Here is a 20149-nt window from a genome sequence, read left to right on the forward strand (position 1 = left end):
GGGGCTACTTCCTGCGCTTTCTCGCGGCCTTTGCCGCCTTTTTCGCTTCCCGCTCGGCGCGTTCGCGGGCGTAGATGGCGTCGGCCTCCTCCAGGGTCGGCGCTGTGCCGCCGAGGGCAACCGGCATCCAGGGCTCGCCCTGGCCGTCGTCGAAGAAGTCGGCGTATTGGGCCCGTGAGGCGTCGAGAAGCAGTTGCATGCGGCGCTTGAGCTCGGTGGTGTCGGCGTCGGCGTCGCCGGTGAGCTGGACCGGCTCACCGTAGCGGACGATGACGGGGACGTTGCGGAAGTGCTTGGGCAAGTCCTTTGTCCAAATGCGCTGGGAGCCCCAGATGGCGCATGGGATGAGCGGCACACCGGCTTGGTGCGCGATGCGGGCGGCGCCGGTTTTGAAGTGCGCGAGCTCGAAAGAGCGCGAGATGGTGGCCTCAGGGAAGATGCCCACCAAGTTGCCGCTGCGCAGCATGTCCACCGCGGGCGCGATGGAGTCGCCGCCGCGGGCGCGGTCCACGGGCACGTGCTTCATCACTTTCAGCAGGTGGCCGAGCACCGGGACGTTGAAGACGGAAGCCTTCGCCATAAACCGCACCAGGCGGTTGCCGTGCAGGTAGGGGCCGGTGCCGAGGAGGATGAAGTCCGCGTACCCGGTGTGGTTGCCGGCGAGCATCGCGCCGTCGTGCGCGGGGATGTTCTCGGCGCCGATGACCGTGACATCGATCTTTGCCGTGCGCATGACGCGTCGGGCGGCGCCGACGAGGCCCTGGTAGAACCGCTCGACGGCCTCGTCCCGGTTGGCGGCTATCCCTTCGTAGAGCCCGGGAACCAAGAACCCGCGGTATCGGCGCATATCCATTAGGGCGTCAGCACATCCTTGCCCACCCACGGGCGCAGCGCCTCGGGCACGCGGACCGAGCCGTCGGCCTGCTGGTTGTTTTCCAGGATGGCCACCAGCCAGCGGGTGGTGGCCAGCGTGCCGTTGAGCGTGGCCGCGATCTGGGTCTTGCCGTCTTCGTCCCGGTACCGCGTGCGCAGGCGGCGCGCCTGGAACGTGGTGCAGTTGGAGGTGGAGGTCAGCTCGCGGTACGTGCCCTGAGACGGCACCCACGCCTCGGTGTCGAACTTGCGGGCGGCGGAGGAGCCGAGGTCGCCCGCGGCGACGTCGATGACGCGGTAGGGCACCTCGACCGCGGCCAGCATCTCCCGCTCCAGGCCGAGCAGCTTCTGGTGCATCTCCGCCGCCTGCTCGGGCTTGCAGTACGCGAACATCTCAAGTTTGTCGAACTGGTGGACGCGCAGAATGCCCTTGGTGTCCTTGCCGTAGGAGCCGGCCTCGCGGCGGAAGCAGGAGGACCAGCCGGCGTAGAGCAGCGGGCCGTCGGACAGGTCGATGATCTCGTCCTGGTGCAGGCCCGCCAGCGCGACCTCGGAGGTGCCCACCAGGTACATGTCGTCGCGCTCGAGGTAGTAGATCTCCTCGTCGTGCGCGTCCAGGAAGCCGGTGCCCTGCATGACCTCGGGGCGCACCAGCACGGGCGGGATCATCACCTTGAAGCCGGCTTCGCGCGCCTTCTGGGCGGCGAGCATGAGCATGCCCAGCTGCATCCAGGCGCCGTCGCCCGCCAGGTAGTAGAAGCGCGCGCCGCCGACCTTGGTGCCGCGTTTCATGTCGATGATGCCGAGCGCCTCGCCAAGGTCGAGGTGGTCTTTGACCTCGAAGTCGAATTCCGGCACCTCGCCCACGTGCTCGAGCACGACGAAGTCCTCCTCGCCGCCGGCCGGCGCGCCCTCCACGACGTTGGAGATGGAGTACTGCAGCGTCTGCACGCGCTCTTCAGCCGCGGTCTGCGCGGCCTCGGCGTCCTTCACGCGAACCTTGAGCTCGTTGGCGCCTTCCAGCAGCGCCGGGCGATCCTCAGGCGCGGCCTGGCCGATCTTCTTGCCAAACGCCTTTTGCTCCGCGCGCAGCTCATCCGCCGATTGGATGGCAACGCGACGGGCTTCGTCGGCGGCCAGCAACTCGTCCACAAGCGCCGGGTCTTCGCCACGGGCTCGCTGGGACTCGCGGACGGCCTCGGGGTTTTCGCGCACACGCTTCAGATCAATCACGCTTGTCTACCCTACCCTGTCCCCCGACACCGGCACGGCACACTGGCGCCCGGTCATAACCAGTGCGCTATGGTGGGCCTATGCCCCACCCGATCACAGACGGCCCGGTGCCCAAGCACGAGCAGCTGCGCTCCATCCTGGAGTCCCGCATCGCAGCAGAGTACTCCCCCGGCGACCCGCTGCCCGGCGAGCGCGCACTGGAGGAAGAGTACGGCGTCTCCCGCATCACCGTGCGCCGCGCCATCGGGGACCTCGTGGCGGCGGGTCGTTTGCGCCGGGTGCGAGGCAAGGGCACGTTCGTCGCCCCGGCGCCGCTGGTGTCGCGCCTGCACTTGGCCAGCTTTTCCGACGAGATGCGGGCGCAGCGCGTCGAGGCGTCGTCGCGCATCCTGCTCTGCGAGCGCACCACGCCGCCCGAGGCGGTCGCCGAGTTCTTCGGCACGGCGCCGAACGCCACCCACATCCGCTTGCGCAGGCTCAGGCTTGGCGACGGCGAGCCGTACGCCGTGGACGACGCCTGGTACAACGCCACCTACGTGCCGGACCTGCTGGAAAACGACGTCTACCACTCCGTGTACACCCTGTTGGACAAGCAGTACGGCCTGGGCATCACCGAGGCGGAACAGACCGTCACCGCCGTGACAGCCGGGCCCGACAACGCGCCGCTTTTGGACGTGGACGCCGATACGGCGCTGCTCCACATCGTCCGCTACGCCCGCTCAGGCACGCACAACGTGGAGTTTTGCTCCTCGGTGTACCGCACGGACCGCTACCGGCTGACTACTCGGGTCGCGCGCGAAGTGGAATAATAAGGCCCATGGCTTCGAAACAGAGTGCGCTCCGCTCCTTTCTCATCGCCGCGCTGGCGGGCTCTGTCGCCGCGGGCACATACACGTTGGCCGCGGATACCTCCGACACGGGAGAGACTGCCGCCTCCACCACAGAAACCTCCACGGCGCCAACCGAGGAGGTCGCCTCCTTCACCACCGCCGACGCCGGATCGTGCCTGACCTGGCAGGTTGGACCGGACGGCGCGATCACCGGCTTCGAGCAGGCGGACTGCGCCGGTGAGCACCGCTTCGAGGTGTCCTTGCGCCAAGATCTGGCCACCTACCCCACCGCCGAGTTCGGCCCCGATGCCCCGATGCCGAACCAGACGCGCCAGGCGCAGTTGCGGGAAGAGCTGTGCGGCGCCGGCACCCTGCGGTACTTAAGCGGCAAGTACGACCCGAACGGGCGCTACTCCATCGCGCCGATCCTGCCGCCGGCCGACGCGTGGCAGCGCGGCGATCGCACCATGCTGTGCGGCCTGCAGGAAACCGACCGCGCCGGCGAGCCGGTGCTCACCTCCGGCCGCGTGGCGGACCAGGACCAGGCGCGCGTGTTCGAGGCCGGGCAGTGCGTGTCCGTCGATTCCGCCAACACGCTGACCGACGTCCCGTGCGCGGACCCGCACCAGCTGGAAATCACCAGCCAGGTCTCCCTTGCCGACGTGTTCCCGGACAGCACCCCCACCGTCGAAGACCAGGACAGCCACCTCGAGGACGTGTGTACCGCCGCCGCGCAGGACTACCTCGGCGGGGAGGAGAACCTCTACCAGGTGGCGCTGAGCCCCTTCTGGACGACGCAGACCGCCGCCGCGTGGGAGGGCGGCTCGAGAAGCGTCAACTGCGCACTCGTGTTCTCGCGCCCCGAGGGCGGGTTCGCAACACTGACCGGCTCCGCGACAGAGGGGCGCGAGCACCTGCGTATCGACGACGCTCCGCCCCCAGAACGCCCAGCCCGTCGCCCGCTCCGAGAGCAGCAGACAACCAGCTCGGCCCCGGCTCAAGCGCAGTAGCCCATGCTCCTGGTCAGCGACGAAGCGTTCGAGGGGATGATCGACGACGCGCTCGACACCATCCCCGACGACTTCGCCCAGCACATGCGCAACATGGTCATCCTTGCCAGGGACTACAACCCGGACAACCCCACCCTGCTGGGCCTGTTCGAAGGGGTGCCGCTGACGGAGCAGCACTCCAACCACTCGGGGTACCTGCCGGACGCGGTGTTCATCTATAAAAACGCGCTCGAGGCCATCTGCGAGGACGAGGACCAGCTGCGCCACGAGGTGAAGGTCACCGTGCTGCACGAGGTGGGCCACTACTTTGGGCTGGAGGAGCACGAGCTCCACGCCCTCGGCTGGGGCTGAACCGAGGCTAGGCGCGCGGCCACGAGCCGAGGAACAGCATCGAATCCGCCTTCGCCTCTACCGCCTTAAGCGCGGCTGCGACGGCCGGATCCTCGGCGTGCCCGACGAGGTCGATGAAGAAGTTGTACGTGTTCGGCTCGATGCGCGTGGGGCGCGACTCGATGCGCGACATGTCCACCCCGCGCGCCGCGAACTCCTGCAGCACCCCGACAAGCGCGCCCGGCATGTTCGGCGTGCGCAACACCACCGCGGTGCGGTCCGCGCCGGTCGCTGCCGGCAGGGCGGTGTGCTGAGCGACGAGCACGAACCGCGTCCTCGCCGTCGCCGAGTCAGCCACGTCCGTGGCGTGCACCTGCAACCCGAACAGCTCCGCCGCGCGTTCCGGCGCCACCGCGATGTCTGCCTGGCCGTCCGCCACCATCTGCGCGGCCGCCGCGTTCGACGCGGCGGGCACGAACTCCGCGTTTGGGGCGTGCTCGCGTACCCACCCCTTGACCTGCTGGAATGCGACCGGGTGGGTGGCCAAACGGGCGGCGGCTGCAAGGGACTGCCCGGGCCGCGACATCACCGCGAACGCAATGGCTAGCTCGGTCTCGGCCACGATCTGCACACCCGGCGTAGCCGCGAGCGCGTCGGAGGTGGCGGTGACGGCGCCGTCGACGGAGTTTTCAATCGCGCACACCGCGAAGTCCGCGCCGGCACCCAGCGCCGCCAGCGCCGCAGCCGGGGAGTCCACGGGCTCGTACTCGGCGCCGTCGATGCTGAACTGGCGCGCGGCCTGCTCTGTGAACGTGCCAGCGGGGCCGAGGTAGGCGATGCGGGTCACAGCGCAGCCTCCCCTGCGTCCGCGTCCTGCGCAAGCAGCGCGTAGGTGATCAGCCAGTGCGTGGCCATGAAGTTGTCGCCGGTGAGGTGGGGCGAAGCTGCGTCGATAAGCTCGCACGTGCCCTGCGGTTTCCCGATCTCCCGCAGTAGCCACGCCCGGGTGAGCATGAGCCCGACCAGGTGGGCCTGCTGTCCGTCTTCCGGGTCGTTGACCTGGATGGGCGTGGTGTAGAACGCGAACGCGTCCGGCGCGAAAAAGCTGCCCAGCCAGGCCTCAAACTCGACGGCCGGCAGCACCCGGCGCATCAGCGCGGCCTCGGCCAAGCCGTTGGAGACGAAGTCGTGCCCCGAGACTTCCCACTCGTGCGGGTACGCGCGGTCGCTGCCGAACCAGGCGCGGGCGGTGCGCCCCACACGCTCGCGCAGGTTGGGCGAGGCGTCGTGGATAAGCAGCAGCGCCAGCGCCGAGTTGGCATGCACGCCGTGGCGCACCGGCCATTGCTGGGTGTCCAGCCAGGAGGCTACGTTGCGCTCCAGCTGGGCCTCCAGCGGGGCCAGTGCGCGCTCCCACCGGGTGCCGCGGCACACCTTGACCAGCTGCATTGCCCACGCCCAGCCGTAGGGCCGCTCGTACAGCGGGTGCTCGCGCAGGTACTCGGCCTCCGCGGCGACGTGCTCGGGGGTGAGGCGCTCGTCGAGGAGGTTGGCCAGCCTGGGGTCGTCGTCACGCACATGCAGCTTCGCGGCTGAGCAAAGCATGTGCACGCACGAGTGCCAGTCGAACGAGCCCCAGAACGCCGGGTGCAGCTCGTGCGGGACAGCGGTGTCCGGCGCTGAGCTGACGTGGTGCATCGAGGCCGGGTATTCCTGACCGACAACCTGGATGATGGTGCGCGCCCACGATTCGTTCATGGCGTTAAAGTTAGCGCATGCGCAGGCGCCTGAAGCTCGAGATCGTGCTCGTCCTCGCCGTCAGCTTCGGCACCTCGGGGTTGCGCGCTGCCCTGCGGCTCATCGATTCGCTGCTCAAAGCACCGTTGAACCAGCAGACCACCACGATCCACGACTCGGCCTCCACCATCCCGTGGCTGGACCTGGCACTGCAGGCCACCTCCGCGCTGACGCTGTTCGCCTGGGGCGGCCTGGCCTGGTTCCTCCTGGAGGAGCGGTGGCGCTGGCCGCGCTGGGCGGACCTGGCCCGCGGCGCCGGGTTTGCCGCGCTGATCGGCCTGCCTGGGCTGGCGTTCTACGTGGCGGCGGTGCACCTGGGCCTGTCCAAGGTTGTCGTGCCCACCACGGAGGCGGTGCAGATCCCCACCTCGCTGCTTTGGTCTTTCGCCAACGGCTTCGGCGAGGAGGTCGTGGTGGTGATGTATTTGGTCACGCGCCTGCGCCAGCTGGGGTGGAAGCCGCGGCAGTTCATTGCAGCGTCGGCGGCACTGCGCGGGTCGTACCACCTGTACCAGGGCGTGTCCGCCGGGTTTGGCAACATCGTGATGGGCGTGGTCTTTGCCTGGTATTTCCACAAAACCGGGCGCGTGTGGCCGCTGATCATCGCGCACTTCCTCATCGACGCAGTGGCGTTTGTCGCCTACCCGCTGCTGGACCTGTCCTGGCTAGGAATTGGCTAGGAATCTAAACACTTCCGTCACGCTGGCTACACTGTGCGCATGTCTACAACGCCCCATTCCAACGACCCCCGCGACAACGCGGGCGAGTTCGTGCTGGGCAAAGACGGCAAGCCCATAGTGGACCGCTACGGCCGCCCCATTCGACGCAGGGCAGCCGCCTCTCGACGCCACGATCCCGCCGACCCCCACCCCGGCGCGTTCACACGCGTGGAGCCGGAGCGCGCCGCCTACCAGCCGCGTCGCGCACCTGAGCACCCGCGCAGCGTGCCCGCGCGGCCGGCACAACAACCGCCGCGTCGTGCGCGCGTTCGCCAGCGCCCCGCTCCCCGGCAGGCGCCGCAGGCGGTGCCGGTGCAGGTTTCTCGGCCGAAGGGACGTCGGCAAGCAAAGCTCCCGGGCTGCGGCGCGGTGTTACTGCTCGTCATCGCGTTGCTTCTGGCATCGGTGCTGTTTGCCGACGCGCGCCTGAACCGCATCGACGCCATGCCCGAGCAGCAGATCCGCGGCACCTCGGGAACGAACTGGCTACTGGTCGGCTCCGACTCGCGCACGGGTTTGAGCGAGAAAGACGTGGAGCGCCTCGGCACCGGCGGCGACCTGGGCACGGTGCGCACCGACACCATCATGCTCATGCACCTGCCGATGCGCGGGAAGCCGACGCTGGTGTCCATCCCCCGCGACTCGTATGTTGCGGTGCCCGGGTACGGCTACGACAAGATCAACGCCGCATTCGCCATCGGCGGCCCCGAGCTCCTGGTCGAGACCGTCGAGCAGAATACGGGCCTGCGCGTCGACCGGTACGCGGAGATCGGCATGGGCGGGCTCGCCGGCGTGGTCGACGCGGCCGGCGGCGTGGAGATCTGCGTGGCCGAACCCATCGACGACCCGCTGGCCAACATCAACCTGCAACCCGGCTGCCAGACCATGGACGGCGCAACCGCCCTCGGCTACGTGCGCACCCGCGCCACCGCGCAGGGTGACATCGACCGCGTGGCTCGCCAGCGCGAATTCATGACCACCCTGGTCGAGCGGGTGCTCTCCCCCGGTGTGCTGCTGAACCCGCTCCGGATGGCGCGTCTGCTGTGGGCCTCCCCGGCCCTGCTCACGGTGGATTCCGGCGACCACGTGTGGAACCTCGCGCGGATCGTTCTCGCGCTGCGCGGCGGCCTGGAAACGGAGACCGTGCCCATCGGCGGGTTCACCGACACCGAGGTGGGCAACGTGGTGCTCTGGGACGACGCGGAGGCCGAAGCGCTGTTCGAGTCGCTGCGTTAGGGCGTCGGGCGCCGGGTATCCCAGAGTGATCAACACCGATAAAGCACCCTCACTAGCCAGGGCAATCGCCGAGTTGAAGTCAGAGGGAATCTGCCCGCCAACAGTGGAACACCGGCATGAAATACCTCAACAACATCCTGGAAGGCGACCATGGTCGGCTGAAGCGGATCCTCGGGCCGAAAGGCGCGTTTAAGAACCGGACATCTGCATATCGGACGTTGAAAGGGATGGAGGCGATGCACTCATTGCGGAAAGGGCAAGGCACGATGTTTGCCTACGGGCAACCGAACCCGGACGCGGTGATCGTCAACCGGGTCTTCGAGACGGCCTGGGAACGCCCACACGCAGCGGCCATCAGAGAATGAGAAACTGAGTTTTTGCGGCTCTCCCCCCAACTTTGCAACAGCACCGGTTGATGTTGCAGGTGGGGATGTGGTCGAGGTTGTTCAGCGGCGCGATCTTTTCGACCAGCAGCACCACAGTGGCCATCAACCCGATCATGCCGCCGCCAGCAGCAGGACTCCCAGCCTCCAGCCGGCAACAAGGGCGGTCAGAGTGGCCTGGCCGCCGTAATCGACGGGGTGTGGTGGTCGGGTCCCGGCCTGTCACCGGGCGAAACGGGCGATAGCGTCGGTGACTTCCTGGAACTTCGCGTCGGCCTCCTCTCCTCCTAACTGGGCGGCGTCACCGACGCAGTGTTTCATGTGGTCATCGAGTAGTCCCAGGGCAACGCTGCGTAGGGCAGCATTGACCGCGGAGATCTGGGTAAGGATGTCGATGCAGTACTGTTCCTCGTCAACCATGCTGTGCAGGCCCCGGGCCTGGCCCTCGATGCGCTTGAGGCGGGCGAGATAGCGATCCTTGTCGTTTATGTAGCCATGGGTGGTGTGACAGGTGTCAGCCCCACCCGAGGAGGAAACGGCCTGATCAGGGGTGCGAGTATCCACAATGATCTCCTTGCTGAAAAAAAGGGGGCAGGTATGTCCTGAGTCAGTTGCGGGTCGATCAGGATGGAAAGCCCGAGGGTATGGAATGAGGCGTGAGAACCTCATGGTCCTCACGCCCTGTGGCGTTATTCGGATAAGTAGTCGGCAGATTGTCGGCCCGGAGGGGCCTGTCGGGTTGGGCCGGGGGAGAGGTCAAGAGCAGGTACTTGGGGACGGAGGTCTGAGTGTTATTGGAGGGACTCAGCCACAGGAGGAGGACACGGGGTTCCTTATCGCTAGAAAAGGATGTGGATTAGGCGGTGACCGGCTGCCGCACGGAGGGGCGAGCGGGCTGCGGTGAGGAACTGGTGTTGTCGTGGGAGGGCTTGAATCTACGCAGCGTGAGGGAGTTGGAAACCACGAACACCGAGGAGAAGCCCATCGCAATGCCCGCCAACCCCGGGTTGAGGAAACCGATCGCGGCGACCGGGATCAGCACGACGTTGTAGGCGAACGCCCAGAACAGGTTGCCCTTGATGGTGCCCAGCGTGCGACGTGACAGACGGATGGCATCGCCCGCGGAGCGCAGGTCGTTGTTCATTAAGGTGATGTCGGAGGCCTCGATGGCCACATCCGTGCCCGCCCCCATGGCCAGACCCAGATCGGCCTGGGCCAGGGCGGCCGCGTCATTGACGCCGTCGCCGACCATGGCGACCTTCTTGCCCTCATGTTGCAGCTTCTCGATGACCGCGACCTTGTCCTGCGGCATGACCTCGGCACTCACGTTGGCCGCATCGATGCCCACCTCTTGGGCGACGGCGGCCGCGGCCTTCGCGTTATCGCCGGTGAGCAGGTACGGCCTCAACCCCAGCCTGCGGAACTGGGCGACCGCTTCCACCGAGGAGTCTTTGATGGCATCGCGCACCACGACCACACCGGCGGGCTGGTCATCGACGTAGACGGCCACCGGGGTCGCGCCCTGCGACTGTGCGTGGTCGAAGGCGGTGGTGAGGTCACGGGGCAGCTGGCCGGCGGGACGGCCGACGGTGACGACGTGACCCTTGACGGTGGCCGTGACACCCCGGCCGGCGGTGCTGTCGAAGTCGGTGGCCTCATGGATGTTCCCGGAGCGCTCGGCCTCGGTGACAATCGCCTTGGCGATGGGGTGCTCGGAGCCTGCTTCGACGGCCGCCGACAAGGCGAGGACCTCGTTGTTGGTGTAGCCGTCGGCGGCGTGGACGCCGGTGACCGACATTACCCCGGAGGTGACGGTGCCGGTCTTGTCCATGACGATGGTGTCGACCTGGCGGGTGGATTCGAGGACCTCCGGGCCCCTGATCAACAAGCCCAGCTGCGCGCCCCGGGAGGTGCCAACCAGCAGGGCGGTCGGGGTGGCCAGTCCCAGGGCGCATGGGCAAGCGATGATCAGCACCGCGACTGCGGCGGAAAAGGCCCAGTTCGCCCCGCTGCCGAGGGCGAGGTGGACGATCAGGGTGATGATGGAGACGACAATGACCGTCGGGACGAAGACCGAGGAAATCTTATCCACCAGGCGCTGGACTGGGGCTTTTTTCGCCTGGGCGTCAGTGACCAGCTTGGCCATCTGGGACAGCGTGGTCTCCGAACCTGTGCGGGTGACTTCGACCAGCAGTCGACCGGAGGTGTTGATCGTCGCGCCCGTGACCGGGGTGCCGGGGGCGGCCTCGACGGGAACGGACTCGCCAGTCAGCATCGACTCGTCGATGGCCGAGGTGCCCTCGATGACACGACCGTCGGTGGCGATCTTCTCACCCGGGCGGACGACGAAGACGTCACCGACTGTCAGCTGTGAGACCGGGACGCGGACTTCCTTACCGTCGCGGATCACCGCGGCGTCTTTCGCACCCATGTCCAGCAGGGACTTCAGCGCCGCGGAGGACTGGCCCTTGGCGCGGACCTCAAACCACCGGCCGAGCAACAGGAAGGTGATGACTACGGCGATGGTCTCGAGGTAGATGTGGTCCATGCCGTCCTGGCGGGGCAGCAGGCTCGCCTCCATGACCATGCCGGGGCGCCCGGCGTTGCCGAAAAACAAGGCCCACAGCGACCACAGATACGCAGCGGTAGTGCCCAGAGACACAAGCGTGTCCATCGTGGTCGAGCGGTGACGCAGGTTGGTTAAGGTCGCCCGGTGGAACGGGGCGCCACCGTAGAAGTAGATCAGGGTGGACATGACGAGCAGGGCCCACTGCCAGTTCATGAACTGCAGGGACGGGATCATCGAGATCGCGACCACCGGAACGGAGAGGATCGTCGACCCGATCAGACGCGACTTCAGGTCTGTGGCCTCGGCCTCGCGGGCCTGTTCGTGGCGGTCACCGGCCACCTCGGTGTCCTCCTCCGGGCCGCTGCCCACGGCGGAGGCGTGTTGATCCCCCATGGTGAACGCGTCGTACCCGGCACCCCGCACGGTTTCGATCAGCCGATCGGCGTCGACTTTGGTGGGGTCGTAACTGACGGAGGCGGATTCGGTGGCGAAGTTGACGGTGGCCTCCACGCCATCGAGCTTGTTGAGCTTGCGCTCCACCCGCCCTGAGCACGACGTACAGGTCATGCCGGTAACGCCCAGATCGACCTGGAGTAGGTCAACCGACGGTTGAGTCTGAATCATCAGTGATCAGTCCTTCAGCAAACAGTGGTGAGGTGCATCTCCGAGGTTCCAAAAGGCCACCCACAGATGCACCGTCGGGGATTTCGAACCAGCATGGCTGGGCCTGATGGTCATATCCAGCAGGGTTGGCCCGGCCGTGTCTACCCGAGGCGGGGACCGGGCCCAGGGATTAGAGCTTGACGGTGTAGCCGGCTGTCGTGACAGCGGCGACAACATCGTCATCGGTGAAGTTTTCACCCGTGACGGTCACCTGCCCGGTATCCACGGTGGCCTCCACCATGGTCACACCGGCGACCTCGCCGATCTCCTCCTCCACGGAGGACTTGCAGTGTCCGCAGGTCATGCCTTCGATGATGTACTTCTTTGTTACGGCGCTCATTAGATGATCCTTTCCTTGATGTCCTGAAGGGCAGGAGTGGAGGTGCCCCAACAACCTTCAACCTATACCCTTGGGGGGTATCAGTCAAGGAGGTGCCTGCCCCTAAGCGTCCCGTTCGGCGGGCAGGACTTCCGGAACGGCCGCGATCGTTGCTGCACTTCTTGTACAAAATGCACGTTAAAGGGCATGGGCATCACGGTCACCCTCAGTCAGTTCCGCAGCGAACAAAGCCACTATCTTGATGCCGCCCAACGTGAACCGGTCACCATCCTCAGTCGCGGGCCCCGCCGCCGGGTGGTGATGGGCGGCACTGTCATCGACTCCGGCCCGGCCTCCGGTTTCGGGCAGTGGATCCGCATCCAGCACGATGATGGCTCGATTGCCGTCTACGGCCATATGGAAACTCTCGACGTGACCGTTGGAAAACGCGTCACCGCTGGTCAGAGGATCGCTGGCATGGGCAACCGGGGGTTTTCCACCGGCTCTCACCTGCACTTCGCAGCGTTACCCGACTGGCAGCGGGGCGGTCGACCCGTTGCCCTGGTTCGCCGAGCACGGCGCCACCGTCTAACCTTCCCGCACTCACCAGGACCGGCCCCGACACCGGAACCGGCGGCAGTGACTGGGCATGAGGCACCCACCTCAGACCGCAGAGACGCTTCTCACTCATCGCCGACACAGCCCAGACTTGATAGCTTCTCCAGGCAGGGCAGACCGGGGCACAGGGGAAGCAGTCCGTGCTCGTCATATATGGGGGCGGCGAGCGTCCCGCCAACGAGGAGCAGGTGCCGTAATCCACGTTTAGTGGGATATTTCCGTAACCTGCCTTCTCCTGCGCCAGCTGACGAGGCCGGTAACCGCAGGCCATGCAAGAGCCAGCATCGCGAGAACCAACAGGGGCGTATCCCCCATGCGCGCATACGGCGTCAAACCAGTATGAAGGGGAACGGTTGCCGTCAGCAGTTCGTTCGTGCCCAGGCCACTGAGTTGTGAGACTGTGCCGTCGGGCTGGATAACTGCGGAGTATCCGGTGGGGGCAGCCTGGAGAACGGTGCGGCCAAACTCGCGGGCACGCATCCGGGATGCGGCCACTTCAATTGCAGGTACTTCCTCGGTCACAAAAGACGCGGCGTTGGTCGGTGCGAGGAGTAGCTGCCCACCATTGCGAACGGCATCGGCGACCCGGTCGGCGAAGAAGACCTCATAAGAAATGACGATCCCCAATCGTGGTGTCCCGCTGGGATCGAGCACCGCCGGTCCCTCTCCGGCAATGGCGTCGCGGGGAATGAACCGTGCGTCCTCGCTGAGTCGTTCAATCAGATTGCGCATAGGGATGTACTCGCCGAACGGCACACGATGATGCTTCTCATAGCGTCCTAACCGGGTCCCGTCCGGTCCCCACACTATGGATGCGTTCCGGAAATGTTGATCCTCGGATTCGGTAATTCCGACGACGATGTTCGTGTCGAGTTGCCTGGCCAGTTCAGCGAAAGCTGCATCAACGCGCGTCCCGTCGATTGAGCCGTCGATATTGACGACGTTTTCGGGCAGCAGAACCAGATCAGGGTCCCCGGTGATATCTTCGGCAGCCTGTAGGTGCCGGCGGGTCGTATCAAACGGATCGGTATTGACCGCGCGAAGCCCGCGGGGGCCTCCACCCTGCACGAGCACGACGTCAAGGCTGCCTTCTGCCGTATCATCTACGATCGTTGGCGCGAACGCCGGTACCGCGAGTACCACGACCACTGCGACCACGGATGCTGCACGGGCTCGTCTCGGCCCGAAGATGACAGCGGTAACAACGGCCCCCGCAACTGCGGCCAACGCGGTCACCAGGAGAGTCCCACCCAGGGGCGCTGCCGCCATGAAAGGACCATCGGTCTGGCTGTATCCGAAAGCGGACAGCGGGAAACCGCCGAACGGGAACCGGTGCTGCACAGCCTCCAATAACACCAAGGCAGCAGGGGTAAGCAGCCACCAGCCCGACCAGCGGCTGCGAAAAGCCGCCTCGTTAGGCGATACCGCGGCAACCAGCATTAACAGTAGCGCCTGAACGGCAACAACAGCAGCGTACCCGGCAGTGTTGAAGTCGGTGAGCCAGCGCAGAGCAAGAGCGTAGTGCGCCACCCCGCCCAACCCACCGAGCCACAAACGGTTGCGTAGTGGTTGATCTGCCAAAGCCAGCATGAACATAGTCACGCCCACCGGGAACAGCACCCACCAACCGCGTGGCGGCAGCGCCAGCCACCAGACCACCGCAGCTCCCATCATGAGCGCGGTGGGACCGGCCAATCTGCGCCAGTTATCGCCGGCTATCCCCCGAGAAAGACGTGAGACTGTCACGTCTGATGCAGCACTAGCCTTCACCGGAGATCACGGCCTTCTTCGGGTTGCCGCTCAGTTGTGAATATATGCCCAATCCTTCGAGTCATGTGACAGCAACTTTCAGTATTTTCCCAGTGGATCTGGGGGTGTCCGGCAAAGCGTTGACGAATCCGGATTTAGTTCAGGCCGGCATAGGAGTGCAGGCCGGAGACGACCAGGTTGATGAAAAACAGGTTGAAGATTATCGTGGCCGGGGCCAGGATATTGATCCACGCGGCCTTGTGATCGCGCCACCCGGCCGTGGCACTGGCATGCAGGTAGGCGGCATAGAGCACCCAGGAGATAAAGGATGCGGTCTCCTTCGGATCCCATCCTCAAAACCGGCCTCACGAGGCCTCCGCCCAAATCGCCCCCAGAACAATGCCCAACCCCAGCACGGGCAACGTAATGATGGCGGACTTGTAGGCCAGGGCGTCAAGCTTTTTCGCACTCGGCAGCGGCTCGGCCACAGCACCGAAGAAGCCACGCTCCGCACCCTTCGGCTGAGAGATACGCAGCCGCTGGGAAATATGTACGAGTGCATCTCCATGATCTGCGTGGACAAGCTGCAGGTCATCGACTTCCGTCCGACACGGTGCACACCACTGGCCCCAAGCGTTGAGGACGACGACCTCGTCTTCAGAATCAGACAGGCTGATCTCCTCACCCTCCTCCATCAGCGACGGGCCGGAGAAGTCCGGCAGCGGGGCACGTTCCTCCTTTGCGTAGATAATCTCGGTTTGGCCTCCTGGCGAGTGGAACTGGAAGGCAACCGCGATGGCGGCTCTGCGGGATGTGCTCGGCATGGATTAGATCTCCTTATTCCGGGGCGGTGGGGAAGAAGACGGTGTTTTGGTTGTCCCGGAAGACCACAACACCGAGGAAGGTCATCGTGCTGCCCGGTGGGTGGTCTGCAGCGACTCTGCCCACCTCGGTACTCCACCCCTGCTGTGGGGGTTACTCGTAGCGAAGCGAGCTGAACATCCCGGCTTCCATGTGATAGACGTTATGGCAGTGAAATGCCCACTCACCGGGGTTGTCAGCGATCAAGTCCGCGTCCACCGTTTCGCCGGGCAGAATGAGGACAGTGTCCTTGCGCAGCCCGCCGCTGCCGGGCAACGCCCACGTGTGACCGTGGATGTGCATCGGATGGGGCATGGCCGTGGGGTTGTGCATCCGCATCCGCAGGCGTTGGCCTTCTTGGACTGTGCCCGGGGAATCAGCACCGTCGATGCGTAGCCCCCACTGGTAGGGCATCATCTGGCCGGTTAATTCGACCGCTGTTTCCTTATCCACGTCACCGGCCGGGAGCAGGGCTCGTTCCGCCGGCTCAAAGGACGTCAAGAAGGTACCGGGGGCAGTGAGTTCGGGGAAGGTAGTCTCTGGTGCGGGGGTCTGGCCCGCGGCGGTCCGGATGACGGCAAAGGCGCGGTCGTCCTTGCCGGCGGCCAGGGCGGTCAAGGGAAAGACACCATCACCGAGTACCACCTCCACGTCGACGCGTTCACCCATCGACAGGTAGAACGACTCGATGTCGTGGGGACGGACCGGGAAACCGTCGACGTGGGTGACGGTCATACGGTGACCACCGAGGGCCACCTTGAAGATGGTGTCACCACCGGAGTTGATGAACCTCAGGCGGGCCTTGTCGCCCGGGCGAGCCTCGAAGGTCCGGTGAGCACGGGGGATACGCCCGTTGATGAGGTAGTGCGGATACATCACATCGCCGGCATCTCCGCCCAGAGCCAGATCGGGCGTGCCTTGGGCCATCATGCCCCCCTCACCACCCATATCCATCCCGCCGTGACCTCCCATGTCCATGTTTCCGTGTCCGCCCATGTCCATCCCCGTCAACATGGTCAGCTGATCTTCGGGACTGCTGCCGTCGATGCCGTCCACCCAGTCGTCGAGCACGATGGTCCACTCGACGTCCTGGTCCTCAGCGTCTTGCGGGTCACGGACGATCAGAGGGGCGTGGAGGCCGCGATCAAGCTGCAGGCCGGAGTGGGAATGGTAGAAGTAGGTGCCACCGTGGGGGACTTCAAAAACATAGGAGAAAGACTCGCCAGGTTCAATGGGGTCCTGGGTCATGCCGGGCACACCGTCGGCGGCGTTGTGGACTGCGATACCATGCCAGTGGATGGAGGTGCTCTCAGGCAGTTCATTGGTGATATCGACCTGGAGGACGTCGCCGGCGGTAGCCTCAATGGCCGTATCCCCGGTGTCAGAGACGTATCCCCACGTCTTGGCTTCGATGCCGCCGATATCCAGAGACAGGGGCCGGGCGGTCAGTGTCCGGCGCACCGTCGGCTCACCGAGCGCAGTGGGGGTGGGAGTGGGGCGAAGAGAGGAACCTGGTGCCGAGGCAGCGGGCCCAGTGTCGCTGGTGCAGGCGGCCACGGCCCCTGTGCCGGCGAGGACGAGCCCGCCGAGCAGAACCTGTCGTCGGGAAAACGCGTTCATCATGATTTAACCTTCCTTGGTGTTAGATTTCAGTGACACGGGAGACAGGCGCAGGTGAGGACCCTGCTGAGCCGTCACGTCAGGCGCAGGTCTGTGACACAGGTGGCACCGTCGTCGGTGGTGGAAAACTCCGTGGTGCCGGTACGCCCCTGGTAGCTGACCTCAATCAGGCCGGTGACATCATCGGGAAGCCAGAAGCCAATAAACCCGTTGTCGAAGGTGGTTGTCGCCTCGTCCACCAGCACCTCACCGGTCGCCTCATCGGTGATCGTGACCTGGATATCCTCATTGTCGAGTTCCCCTACGCAGGTCGTGAGGCTGTGGTAGAAGCAGTCGTGGGTGGAGGTGAGATAGGGTGCGATCGAGACATACGTCTGATTGTCGGGAAGATCGAGCGCGACTTCCTGGTCACCGCTCGAGAGCAGCAGTTCATCGGAACGCACTGAGGCGATCAGATCCGTGGGACGCTCAGTGACCTTCTGCCGGTCGAGGTGATCAATGATCTCCACCGCGTCCATGTCGGCCAGGCCATGGGTAGTCAGGATTGTGTCCTGAGACACCGTCCCGTCGGCGGTGGGTTCCGGGTCGGCGGCCGAACACCCCGTGAGGGCGAGGGCAAGGGCTGTGGCTGCGATCGCTGCTCGTTTCACGTCAATCTCCTTGGATCGTGGTAAGACCGTGAGAAGACACCGTCTCAAGGTCGATGCCATACCTTTATCTAGCACGGGTGTCTGACTGACTAGAAATCAAAAACCCTGCTCACAGCCTTATAACAGGGCGAAAAGGGGGTGAATTTGGTGGGCTGGGTCACAACCGGGGCACCACCCCACAGCCGTGGGCGATGTCCTTCTACCCGCCCCGGGTATGCGGTGCAGGCAGTGAATTCCCTGGTGGTGCCTGCTGAACCGACGAGGAGAGGCGATGCCGCCGGCCTGGGGTGGGGTACAGGGGTGACGGCGGTCGAAGGGTGATGTTTGAAGATTTGATGAAGATTGCCGCGCCGGGCACTGAGCGAGGGCGGTATTCCCCCTGCCCGGAGCGATACTGGGGTCTATGGCTGACCGCACACCGACCACCGCCACGCCCCTGGGGCGGGTGCTGGTCGTCGATGATGAACAACCCCTGGCTCAGATGGTGGCCTCCTACCTCATCCGGGCCGGCTTCGATACCCGCCAGGCGCACACCGGCACCCAGGCCGTGGACGAGGCCCGTCGCTTTTCTCCCGATGTTGTGGTGCTGGATCTGGGGCTGCCCGAACTCGACGGCCTGGAGGTGTGCCGACGGATCCGCACCTTCTCGGACTGCTACATCCTCATGCTCACCGCGCGTGGCAGCGAGGACGACAAGATCAGCGGTTTGACCCTGGGGGCGGATGACTACATCACCAAACCTTTTAGCATCCGGGAACTGGTGACCCGGGTGCATGCGGTGCTGCGCCGTCCGCGCACCAGCACCACCCCACCGCAGGTGACCACCCCCTTGATCGTTGGTGACCTCATCCTTGACCCCGTCGCCCATCAGGTGCGTGTGGGGGAGACGACCGTGGAGCTCACCCGTACGGAGTTCGAGCTGCTGGTTGCCCTGGCCCTGCGCCCCGGCCAGGTGCTGACCCGCCACGACCTGGTCGCCGAGGTCTGGGACACCACCTGGGTCGGTGATGAACGCATCGTCGATGTCCACATCGGCAACTTGCGTCGCAAGCTCGGCACCGACACCCGGGGCCGGGGGTTTATCGACACCGTGCGTGGCGTGGGCTACCGGGTGGGGCAGCCATGAATCACGGACCCGGCCTGACCTTCCGCTTCCTGGCCGCCCAGGTGTTGGTCGTGGTGATTAGCCTGCTGGTGGCCGCGACCGTGGCCACGATGGTGGGCCCGACCCTGTTTCAGGATCATATGTTGATGACGGGCCGGGAGTACCCCTCGCTGGAGCTGTTCCATGCCGAGCAGGCCTACCGGGACGCCAACGTGATCACCCTGGCCGTCGCCCTGCCCACCGCCTTGATCAGCGCCCTGCTGGCCAGCCTGTGGTTATCGCGTCGCCTGCGCACCCCCCTGCAGGATCTCACCCGCGCCGCTACCAGCCTGACGGCCGGCAACTATCGTATCCGCGTGCCCGCCGGAGAAGCAGGCCCCGAGGTCACCACCCTGGCGCATGCCTTCAACACCATGGCCGACCGGCTGGCACACACCGAACAGGTCCGCCGCCAGATGCTCTCTGATCTGGCCCACGAAATGGGCACCCCCTTATCGGTGCTCACGGTCTACCTCGACGGTCTCCAGGACGGGGCCGTGGACTGGAATAATGCCACCCACACGATCATGGCTGACCAACTCACCCGCCTGACCCGGTTGATGGAAGACATCGACGATGTCTCCCGGGCCCAGGAACACCGGATCGAGTTGGACCTGGCGGAGGAAGGGCTCGGGGATCTGCTCCATACCGCCGCTGCTGCCGCCGGGGAAGCTTATGCTGACAAAGGCGTCGATTTACAGGTCGAGGCCATTACGGACACCGCCCGGGTGCTCGTGGACCGGCAACGCTTCGGCCAGGTGATGAGCAATCTCCTGTCGAACGCGCTACGGCACACCCCGGCCGGCGGGCAGGTCCGGATCAGCGTCCACCGACAGGGGGCGTCCACCGCGCTCATCCACGTCGCCGATGACGGCGAGGGCATCCCACCTGGCCAGATCGGACACATCTTCGAACGCTTCTACCGGGGGGATGCCGCCCGCAGCCGGGACAACGGCGGGGCCGGTATCGGTCTGACCATCTCCAAGGCATTGGTCGAGGCCCATGGCGGCACTCTCACCGCCACCTCCCCCGGGCCCGGTCGCGGAGCGGTGTTTGCCATCCGCCTCCCGCTGTCCCCTCCCGGCAGTTAGGAGGCTGCTCGGTGACCACACCCTGCCCCGCGTGAGGGCCGTGCCCTCTACCTCTTGGAAATATACCCCAGGGGGGTATATGCTAGCGAGCGTTACCGTATCCCATCGACCCATAGGAGTTTTCCCATGAACACCTCCACGCCCCGCCTCTTGCCGATGGCCTCTCACGGCTGCAGCTGTTGCGGACCCGACTCACAAGCCGACACCGCCTCCATCCCTGCCGCCAGCGACTCGTCAGCAGGAGGATCCTCCCCTAGCTACCAGGTCACCGGCCTGACCTGCGGGCACTGCGTGAAAAGCGTTACCCAGGCCCTTCAGGCCCTCCCCCAGGTCGACGACGTCCAGATTGATCTCGCTGCTGGTGGTGTTTCCACCGTCACGGTCACCGGTGCCGTACCTCCGGAGATGGTTCGCCGGGCCATCGAAGAGGCCGGCTACACCGTCTTATCCTGAT

At 65.5% G+C, this 20149-nt stretch carries 18 protein-coding genes and 4 pseudogenes; 10 read left to right on the forward strand and 12 right to left on the reverse strand.

Features of this window, described 5'->3' with window-relative positions:
• Nucleotides 1-4: 4 nt before the first annotated feature.
• Nucleotides 5-853 (reverse strand): lysophospholipid acyltransferase family protein, encoded by an 849-nt coding sequence (locus tag CUREI_RS10310; RefSeq protein ID WP_038613270.1) that lies wholly within the window; start codon nucleotides 851-853, stop codon nucleotides 5-7.
• A complete protein-coding gene (gene serS / locus CUREI_RS10315) occupies nucleotides 853-2106 on the reverse strand; it encodes a serine--tRNA ligase (RefSeq protein ID WP_038613272.1) in 1254 nt (417 codons plus the stop codon). Before serS ends, CUREI_RS10310 begins: the two co-directional genes overlap by 1 nt.
• An 80-nt stretch (nucleotides 2107-2186) precedes the next feature.
• On the opposite strand from serS, the gene CUREI_RS10320 reads away from it, so the two are divergent.
• The 3 genes from CUREI_RS10320 to CUREI_RS10330 are packed head-to-tail and all read left to right on the forward strand — an operon-like array spanning nucleotide 2187 to nucleotide 4297.
• Nucleotides 2187-2915 (forward strand): GntR family transcriptional regulator, encoded by a 729-nt coding sequence (locus CUREI_RS10320; RefSeq protein ID WP_038613274.1) that lies wholly within the window; start codon nucleotides 2187-2189, stop codon nucleotides 2913-2915.
• A gap of 8 nt (nucleotides 2916-2923) precedes the next feature.
• Entirely contained in the window at nucleotides 2924-3946 is a 1023-nt protein-coding gene (locus CUREI_RS10325) for a septum formation family protein (RefSeq protein ID WP_038613276.1), read from the forward strand.
• A 3-nt stretch (nucleotides 3947-3949) separates the two neighbouring features.
• Entirely contained in the window at nucleotides 3950-4297 is a 348-nt protein-coding gene (locus tag CUREI_RS10330) for a metallopeptidase family protein (RefSeq protein ID WP_038613278.1), read from the forward strand.
• Between the two features lie 7 nt (nucleotides 4298-4304).
• On the opposite strand, the gene pheA is transcribed toward CUREI_RS10330, so the two are convergent.
• Together pheA and CUREI_RS10340 are read right to left on the reverse strand one after the other, a co-directional pair.
• The gene (gene pheA, locus CUREI_RS10335; RefSeq protein ID WP_038613280.1) at nucleotides 4305-5123 is read right to left on the reverse strand and encodes a prephenate dehydratase; all 819 of its coding nucleotides are present in this window, start codon (nucleotides 5121-5123) and stop codon (nucleotides 4305-4307) included.
• Nucleotides 5120-6034: a DUF2891 family protein gene (locus tag CUREI_RS10340; protein ID WP_038613282.1), complete on the reverse strand. Its 915-nt coding sequence runs from the start codon at nucleotides 6032-6034 to the stop codon at nucleotides 5120-5122. Before CUREI_RS10340 ends, pheA begins: the two co-directional genes overlap by 4 nt.
• Before the next feature lie 17 nt (nucleotides 6035-6051).
• Here CUREI_RS10340 and CUREI_RS10345 point away from each other — a divergent pair, with 17 nt between their 5' ends.
• The 3 genes and pseudogenes from CUREI_RS10345 to CUREI_RS10355 all read left to right on the forward strand — a co-directional run.
• A complete protein-coding gene (locus CUREI_RS10345) occupies nucleotides 6052-6753 on the forward strand; it encodes a CPBP family intramembrane glutamic endopeptidase (RefSeq protein ID WP_038613284.1) in 702 nt (233 codons plus the stop codon).
• A 39-nt stretch (nucleotides 6754-6792) separates the two neighbouring features.
• A complete protein-coding gene (locus CUREI_RS10350; protein WP_084768332.1) occupies nucleotides 6793-8028 on the forward strand; it encodes an LCP family protein in 1236 nt (411 codons plus the stop codon).
• Between the two features lie 13 nt (nucleotides 8029-8041).
• Nucleotides 8042-8393 (forward strand): annotated as a pseudogene (locus tag CUREI_RS10355) (DDE-type integrase/transposase/recombinase); the annotation flags it as partial.
• A gap of 240 nt (nucleotides 8394-8633) precedes the next feature.
• Here CUREI_RS10355 and CUREI_RS10360 read toward each other — a convergent pair.
• The 3 genes from CUREI_RS10360 to CUREI_RS10370 form a co-directional block, all read right to left on the reverse strand.
• A complete protein-coding gene (locus tag CUREI_RS10360; protein WP_144242497.1) occupies nucleotides 8634-8900 on the reverse strand; it encodes a metal-sensitive transcriptional regulator in 267 nt (88 codons plus the stop codon).
• Nucleotides 8901-9267: 367 nt separating this feature from the next.
• Nucleotides 9268-11604, reverse strand: coding sequence for a heavy metal translocating P-type ATPase (locus CUREI_RS10365; RefSeq protein ID WP_038613289.1), 2337 nt, complete (start codon nucleotides 11602-11604; stop codon nucleotides 9268-9270).
• A gap of 169 nt (nucleotides 11605-11773) precedes the next feature.
• On the reverse strand, nucleotides 11774-11983 hold the full coding sequence (locus tag CUREI_RS10370) for a heavy-metal-associated domain-containing protein (RefSeq protein WP_038613291.1): 210 nt from the start codon (nucleotides 11981-11983) through the stop codon (nucleotides 11774-11776).
• 300 nt (nucleotides 11984-12283) lie between these two features.
• Here CUREI_RS10370 and CUREI_RS12060 point away from each other — a divergent pair.
• Nucleotides 12284-12554: pseudogene (locus tag CUREI_RS12060) on the forward strand (M23 family metallopeptidase); the annotation flags it as partial.
• A 230-nt stretch (nucleotides 12555-12784) separates the two neighbouring features.
• Here CUREI_RS12060 and lnt read toward each other — a convergent pair.
• From lnt to CUREI_RS10400, 5 genes and pseudogenes are all read right to left on the reverse strand, one after another.
• Nucleotides 12785-14254: an apolipoprotein N-acyltransferase gene (lnt, locus tag CUREI_RS10380; RefSeq protein WP_038613295.1), complete on the reverse strand. Its 1470-nt coding sequence runs from the start codon at nucleotides 14252-14254 to the stop codon at nucleotides 12785-12787.
• A gap of 230 nt (nucleotides 14255-14484) precedes the next feature.
• Nucleotides 14485-14865: pseudogene (ccsA, locus tag CUREI_RS12820) on the reverse strand (cytochrome c biogenesis protein CcsA); the annotation flags it as partial.
• Nucleotides 14866-14898: 33 nt separating this feature from the next.
• Nucleotides 14899-15153: pseudogene (locus CUREI_RS12825) on the reverse strand (TlpA family protein disulfide reductase); the annotation flags it as partial.
• A gap of 151 nt (nucleotides 15154-15304) precedes the next feature.
• Nucleotides 15305-16813 carry a multicopper oxidase family protein gene (locus CUREI_RS10395; protein WP_038613297.1) on the reverse strand — a complete coding sequence of 503 codons (1509 nt, stop codon included), beginning with the start codon at nucleotides 16811-16813 and terminating at the stop codon, nucleotides 15305-15307.
• A 71-nt stretch (nucleotides 16814-16884) separates the two neighbouring features.
• Entirely contained in the window at nucleotides 16885-17460 is a 576-nt protein-coding gene (locus CUREI_RS10400) for a CueP family metal-binding protein (protein WP_038613299.1), read from the reverse strand.
• A gap of 403 nt (nucleotides 17461-17863) precedes the next feature.
• Here CUREI_RS10400 and CUREI_RS10405 point away from each other — a divergent pair, with 403 nt between their 5' ends.
• The 3 genes from CUREI_RS10405 to CUREI_RS10415 all read left to right on the forward strand — a co-directional run bounded on the left by CUREI_RS10405 (nucleotide 17864) and on the right by CUREI_RS10415 (nucleotide 20148).
• Nucleotides 17864-18586, forward strand: a complete 723-nt coding sequence (locus CUREI_RS10405) for a response regulator transcription factor (RefSeq protein WP_144242456.1) — start codon at nucleotides 17864-17866, stop codon at nucleotides 18584-18586.
• Nucleotides 18583-19695 carry a sensor histidine kinase gene (locus CUREI_RS10410; RefSeq protein WP_038613303.1) on the forward strand — a complete coding sequence of 371 codons (1113 nt, stop codon included), beginning with the start codon at nucleotides 18583-18585 and terminating at the stop codon, nucleotides 19693-19695. The genes CUREI_RS10405 and CUREI_RS10410 overlap by 4 nt, the downstream gene beginning before the upstream one ends.
• A gap of 126 nt (nucleotides 19696-19821) precedes the next feature.
• Nucleotides 19822-20148 carry a heavy-metal-associated domain-containing protein gene (locus CUREI_RS10415; protein ID WP_038613305.1) on the forward strand — a complete coding sequence of 109 codons (327 nt, stop codon included), beginning with the start codon at nucleotides 19822-19824 and terminating at the stop codon, nucleotides 20146-20148.
• Nucleotide 20149: the final 1 nt, after the last annotated feature.

It is taken from the genome of Corynebacterium ureicelerivorans (assembly GCF_000747315.1).
GTDB lineage: Bacteria > Actinomycetota > Actinomycetes > Mycobacteriales > Mycobacteriaceae > Corynebacterium > Corynebacterium mucifaciens.

What these genes read in the sequence shown, in the direction of transcription:
- CUREI_RS10350 (WP_084768332.1), top strand. Translation starts at nt 6,793, where the DNA reads ATGTCTACAACGCCCCATTCCAACGACCCCCGCGACAACGCGGGCGAG.
- CUREI_RS10345 (WP_038613284.1), top strand. Translation starts at nt 6,052, where the DNA reads ATGCGCAGGCGCCTGAAGCTCGAGATCGTGCTCGTCCTCGCCGTCAGC.
- CUREI_RS10330 (WP_038613278.1), top strand. Translation starts at nt 3,950, where the DNA reads ATGCTCCTGGTCAGCGACGAAGCGTTCGAGGGGATGATCGACGACGCG.
- CUREI_RS10395 (WP_038613297.1), bottom strand. Translation starts at nt 16,813, where the DNA reads ATGATGAACGCGTTTTCCCGACGACAGGTTCTGCTCGGCGGGCTCGTC.
- lnt (WP_038613295.1), bottom strand. Translation starts at nt 14,254, where the DNA reads ATGATGGGAGCTGCGGTGGTCTGGTGGCTGGCGCTGCCGCCACGCGGT.
- CUREI_RS10370 (WP_038613291.1), bottom strand. Translation starts at nt 11,983, where the DNA reads ATGAGCGCCGTAACAAAGAAGTACATCATCGAAGGCATGACCTGCGGA.
- CUREI_RS10410 (WP_038613303.1), top strand. Translation starts at nt 18,583, where the DNA reads ATGAATCACGGACCCGGCCTGACCTTCCGCTTCCTGGCCGCCCAGGTG.
- CUREI_RS10310 (WP_038613270.1), bottom strand. Translation starts at nt 853, where the DNA reads ATGGATATGCGCCGATACCGCGGGTTCTTGGTTCCCGGGCTCTACGAA.
- CUREI_RS10415 (WP_038613305.1), top strand. Translation starts at nt 19,822, where the DNA reads ATGAACACCTCCACGCCCCGCCTCTTGCCGATGGCCTCTCACGGCTGC.
- CUREI_RS10325 (WP_038613276.1), top strand. Translation starts at nt 2,924, where the DNA reads ATGGCTTCGAAACAGAGTGCGCTCCGCTCCTTTCTCATCGCCGCGCTG.
- CUREI_RS10405 (WP_144242456.1), top strand. Translation starts at nt 17,864, where the DNA reads ATGGCTGACCGCACACCGACCACCGCCACGCCCCTGGGGCGGGTGCTG.
- CUREI_RS10365 (WP_038613289.1), bottom strand. Translation starts at nt 11,604, where the DNA reads ATGATTCAGACTCAACCGTCGGTTGACCTACTCCAGGTCGATCTGGGC.
- CUREI_RS10320 (WP_038613274.1), top strand. Translation starts at nt 2,187, where the DNA reads ATGCCCCACCCGATCACAGACGGCCCGGTGCCCAAGCACGAGCAGCTG.
- CUREI_RS10340 (WP_038613282.1), bottom strand. Translation starts at nt 6,034, where the DNA reads ATGAACGAATCGTGGGCGCGCACCATCATCCAGGTTGTCGGTCAGGAA.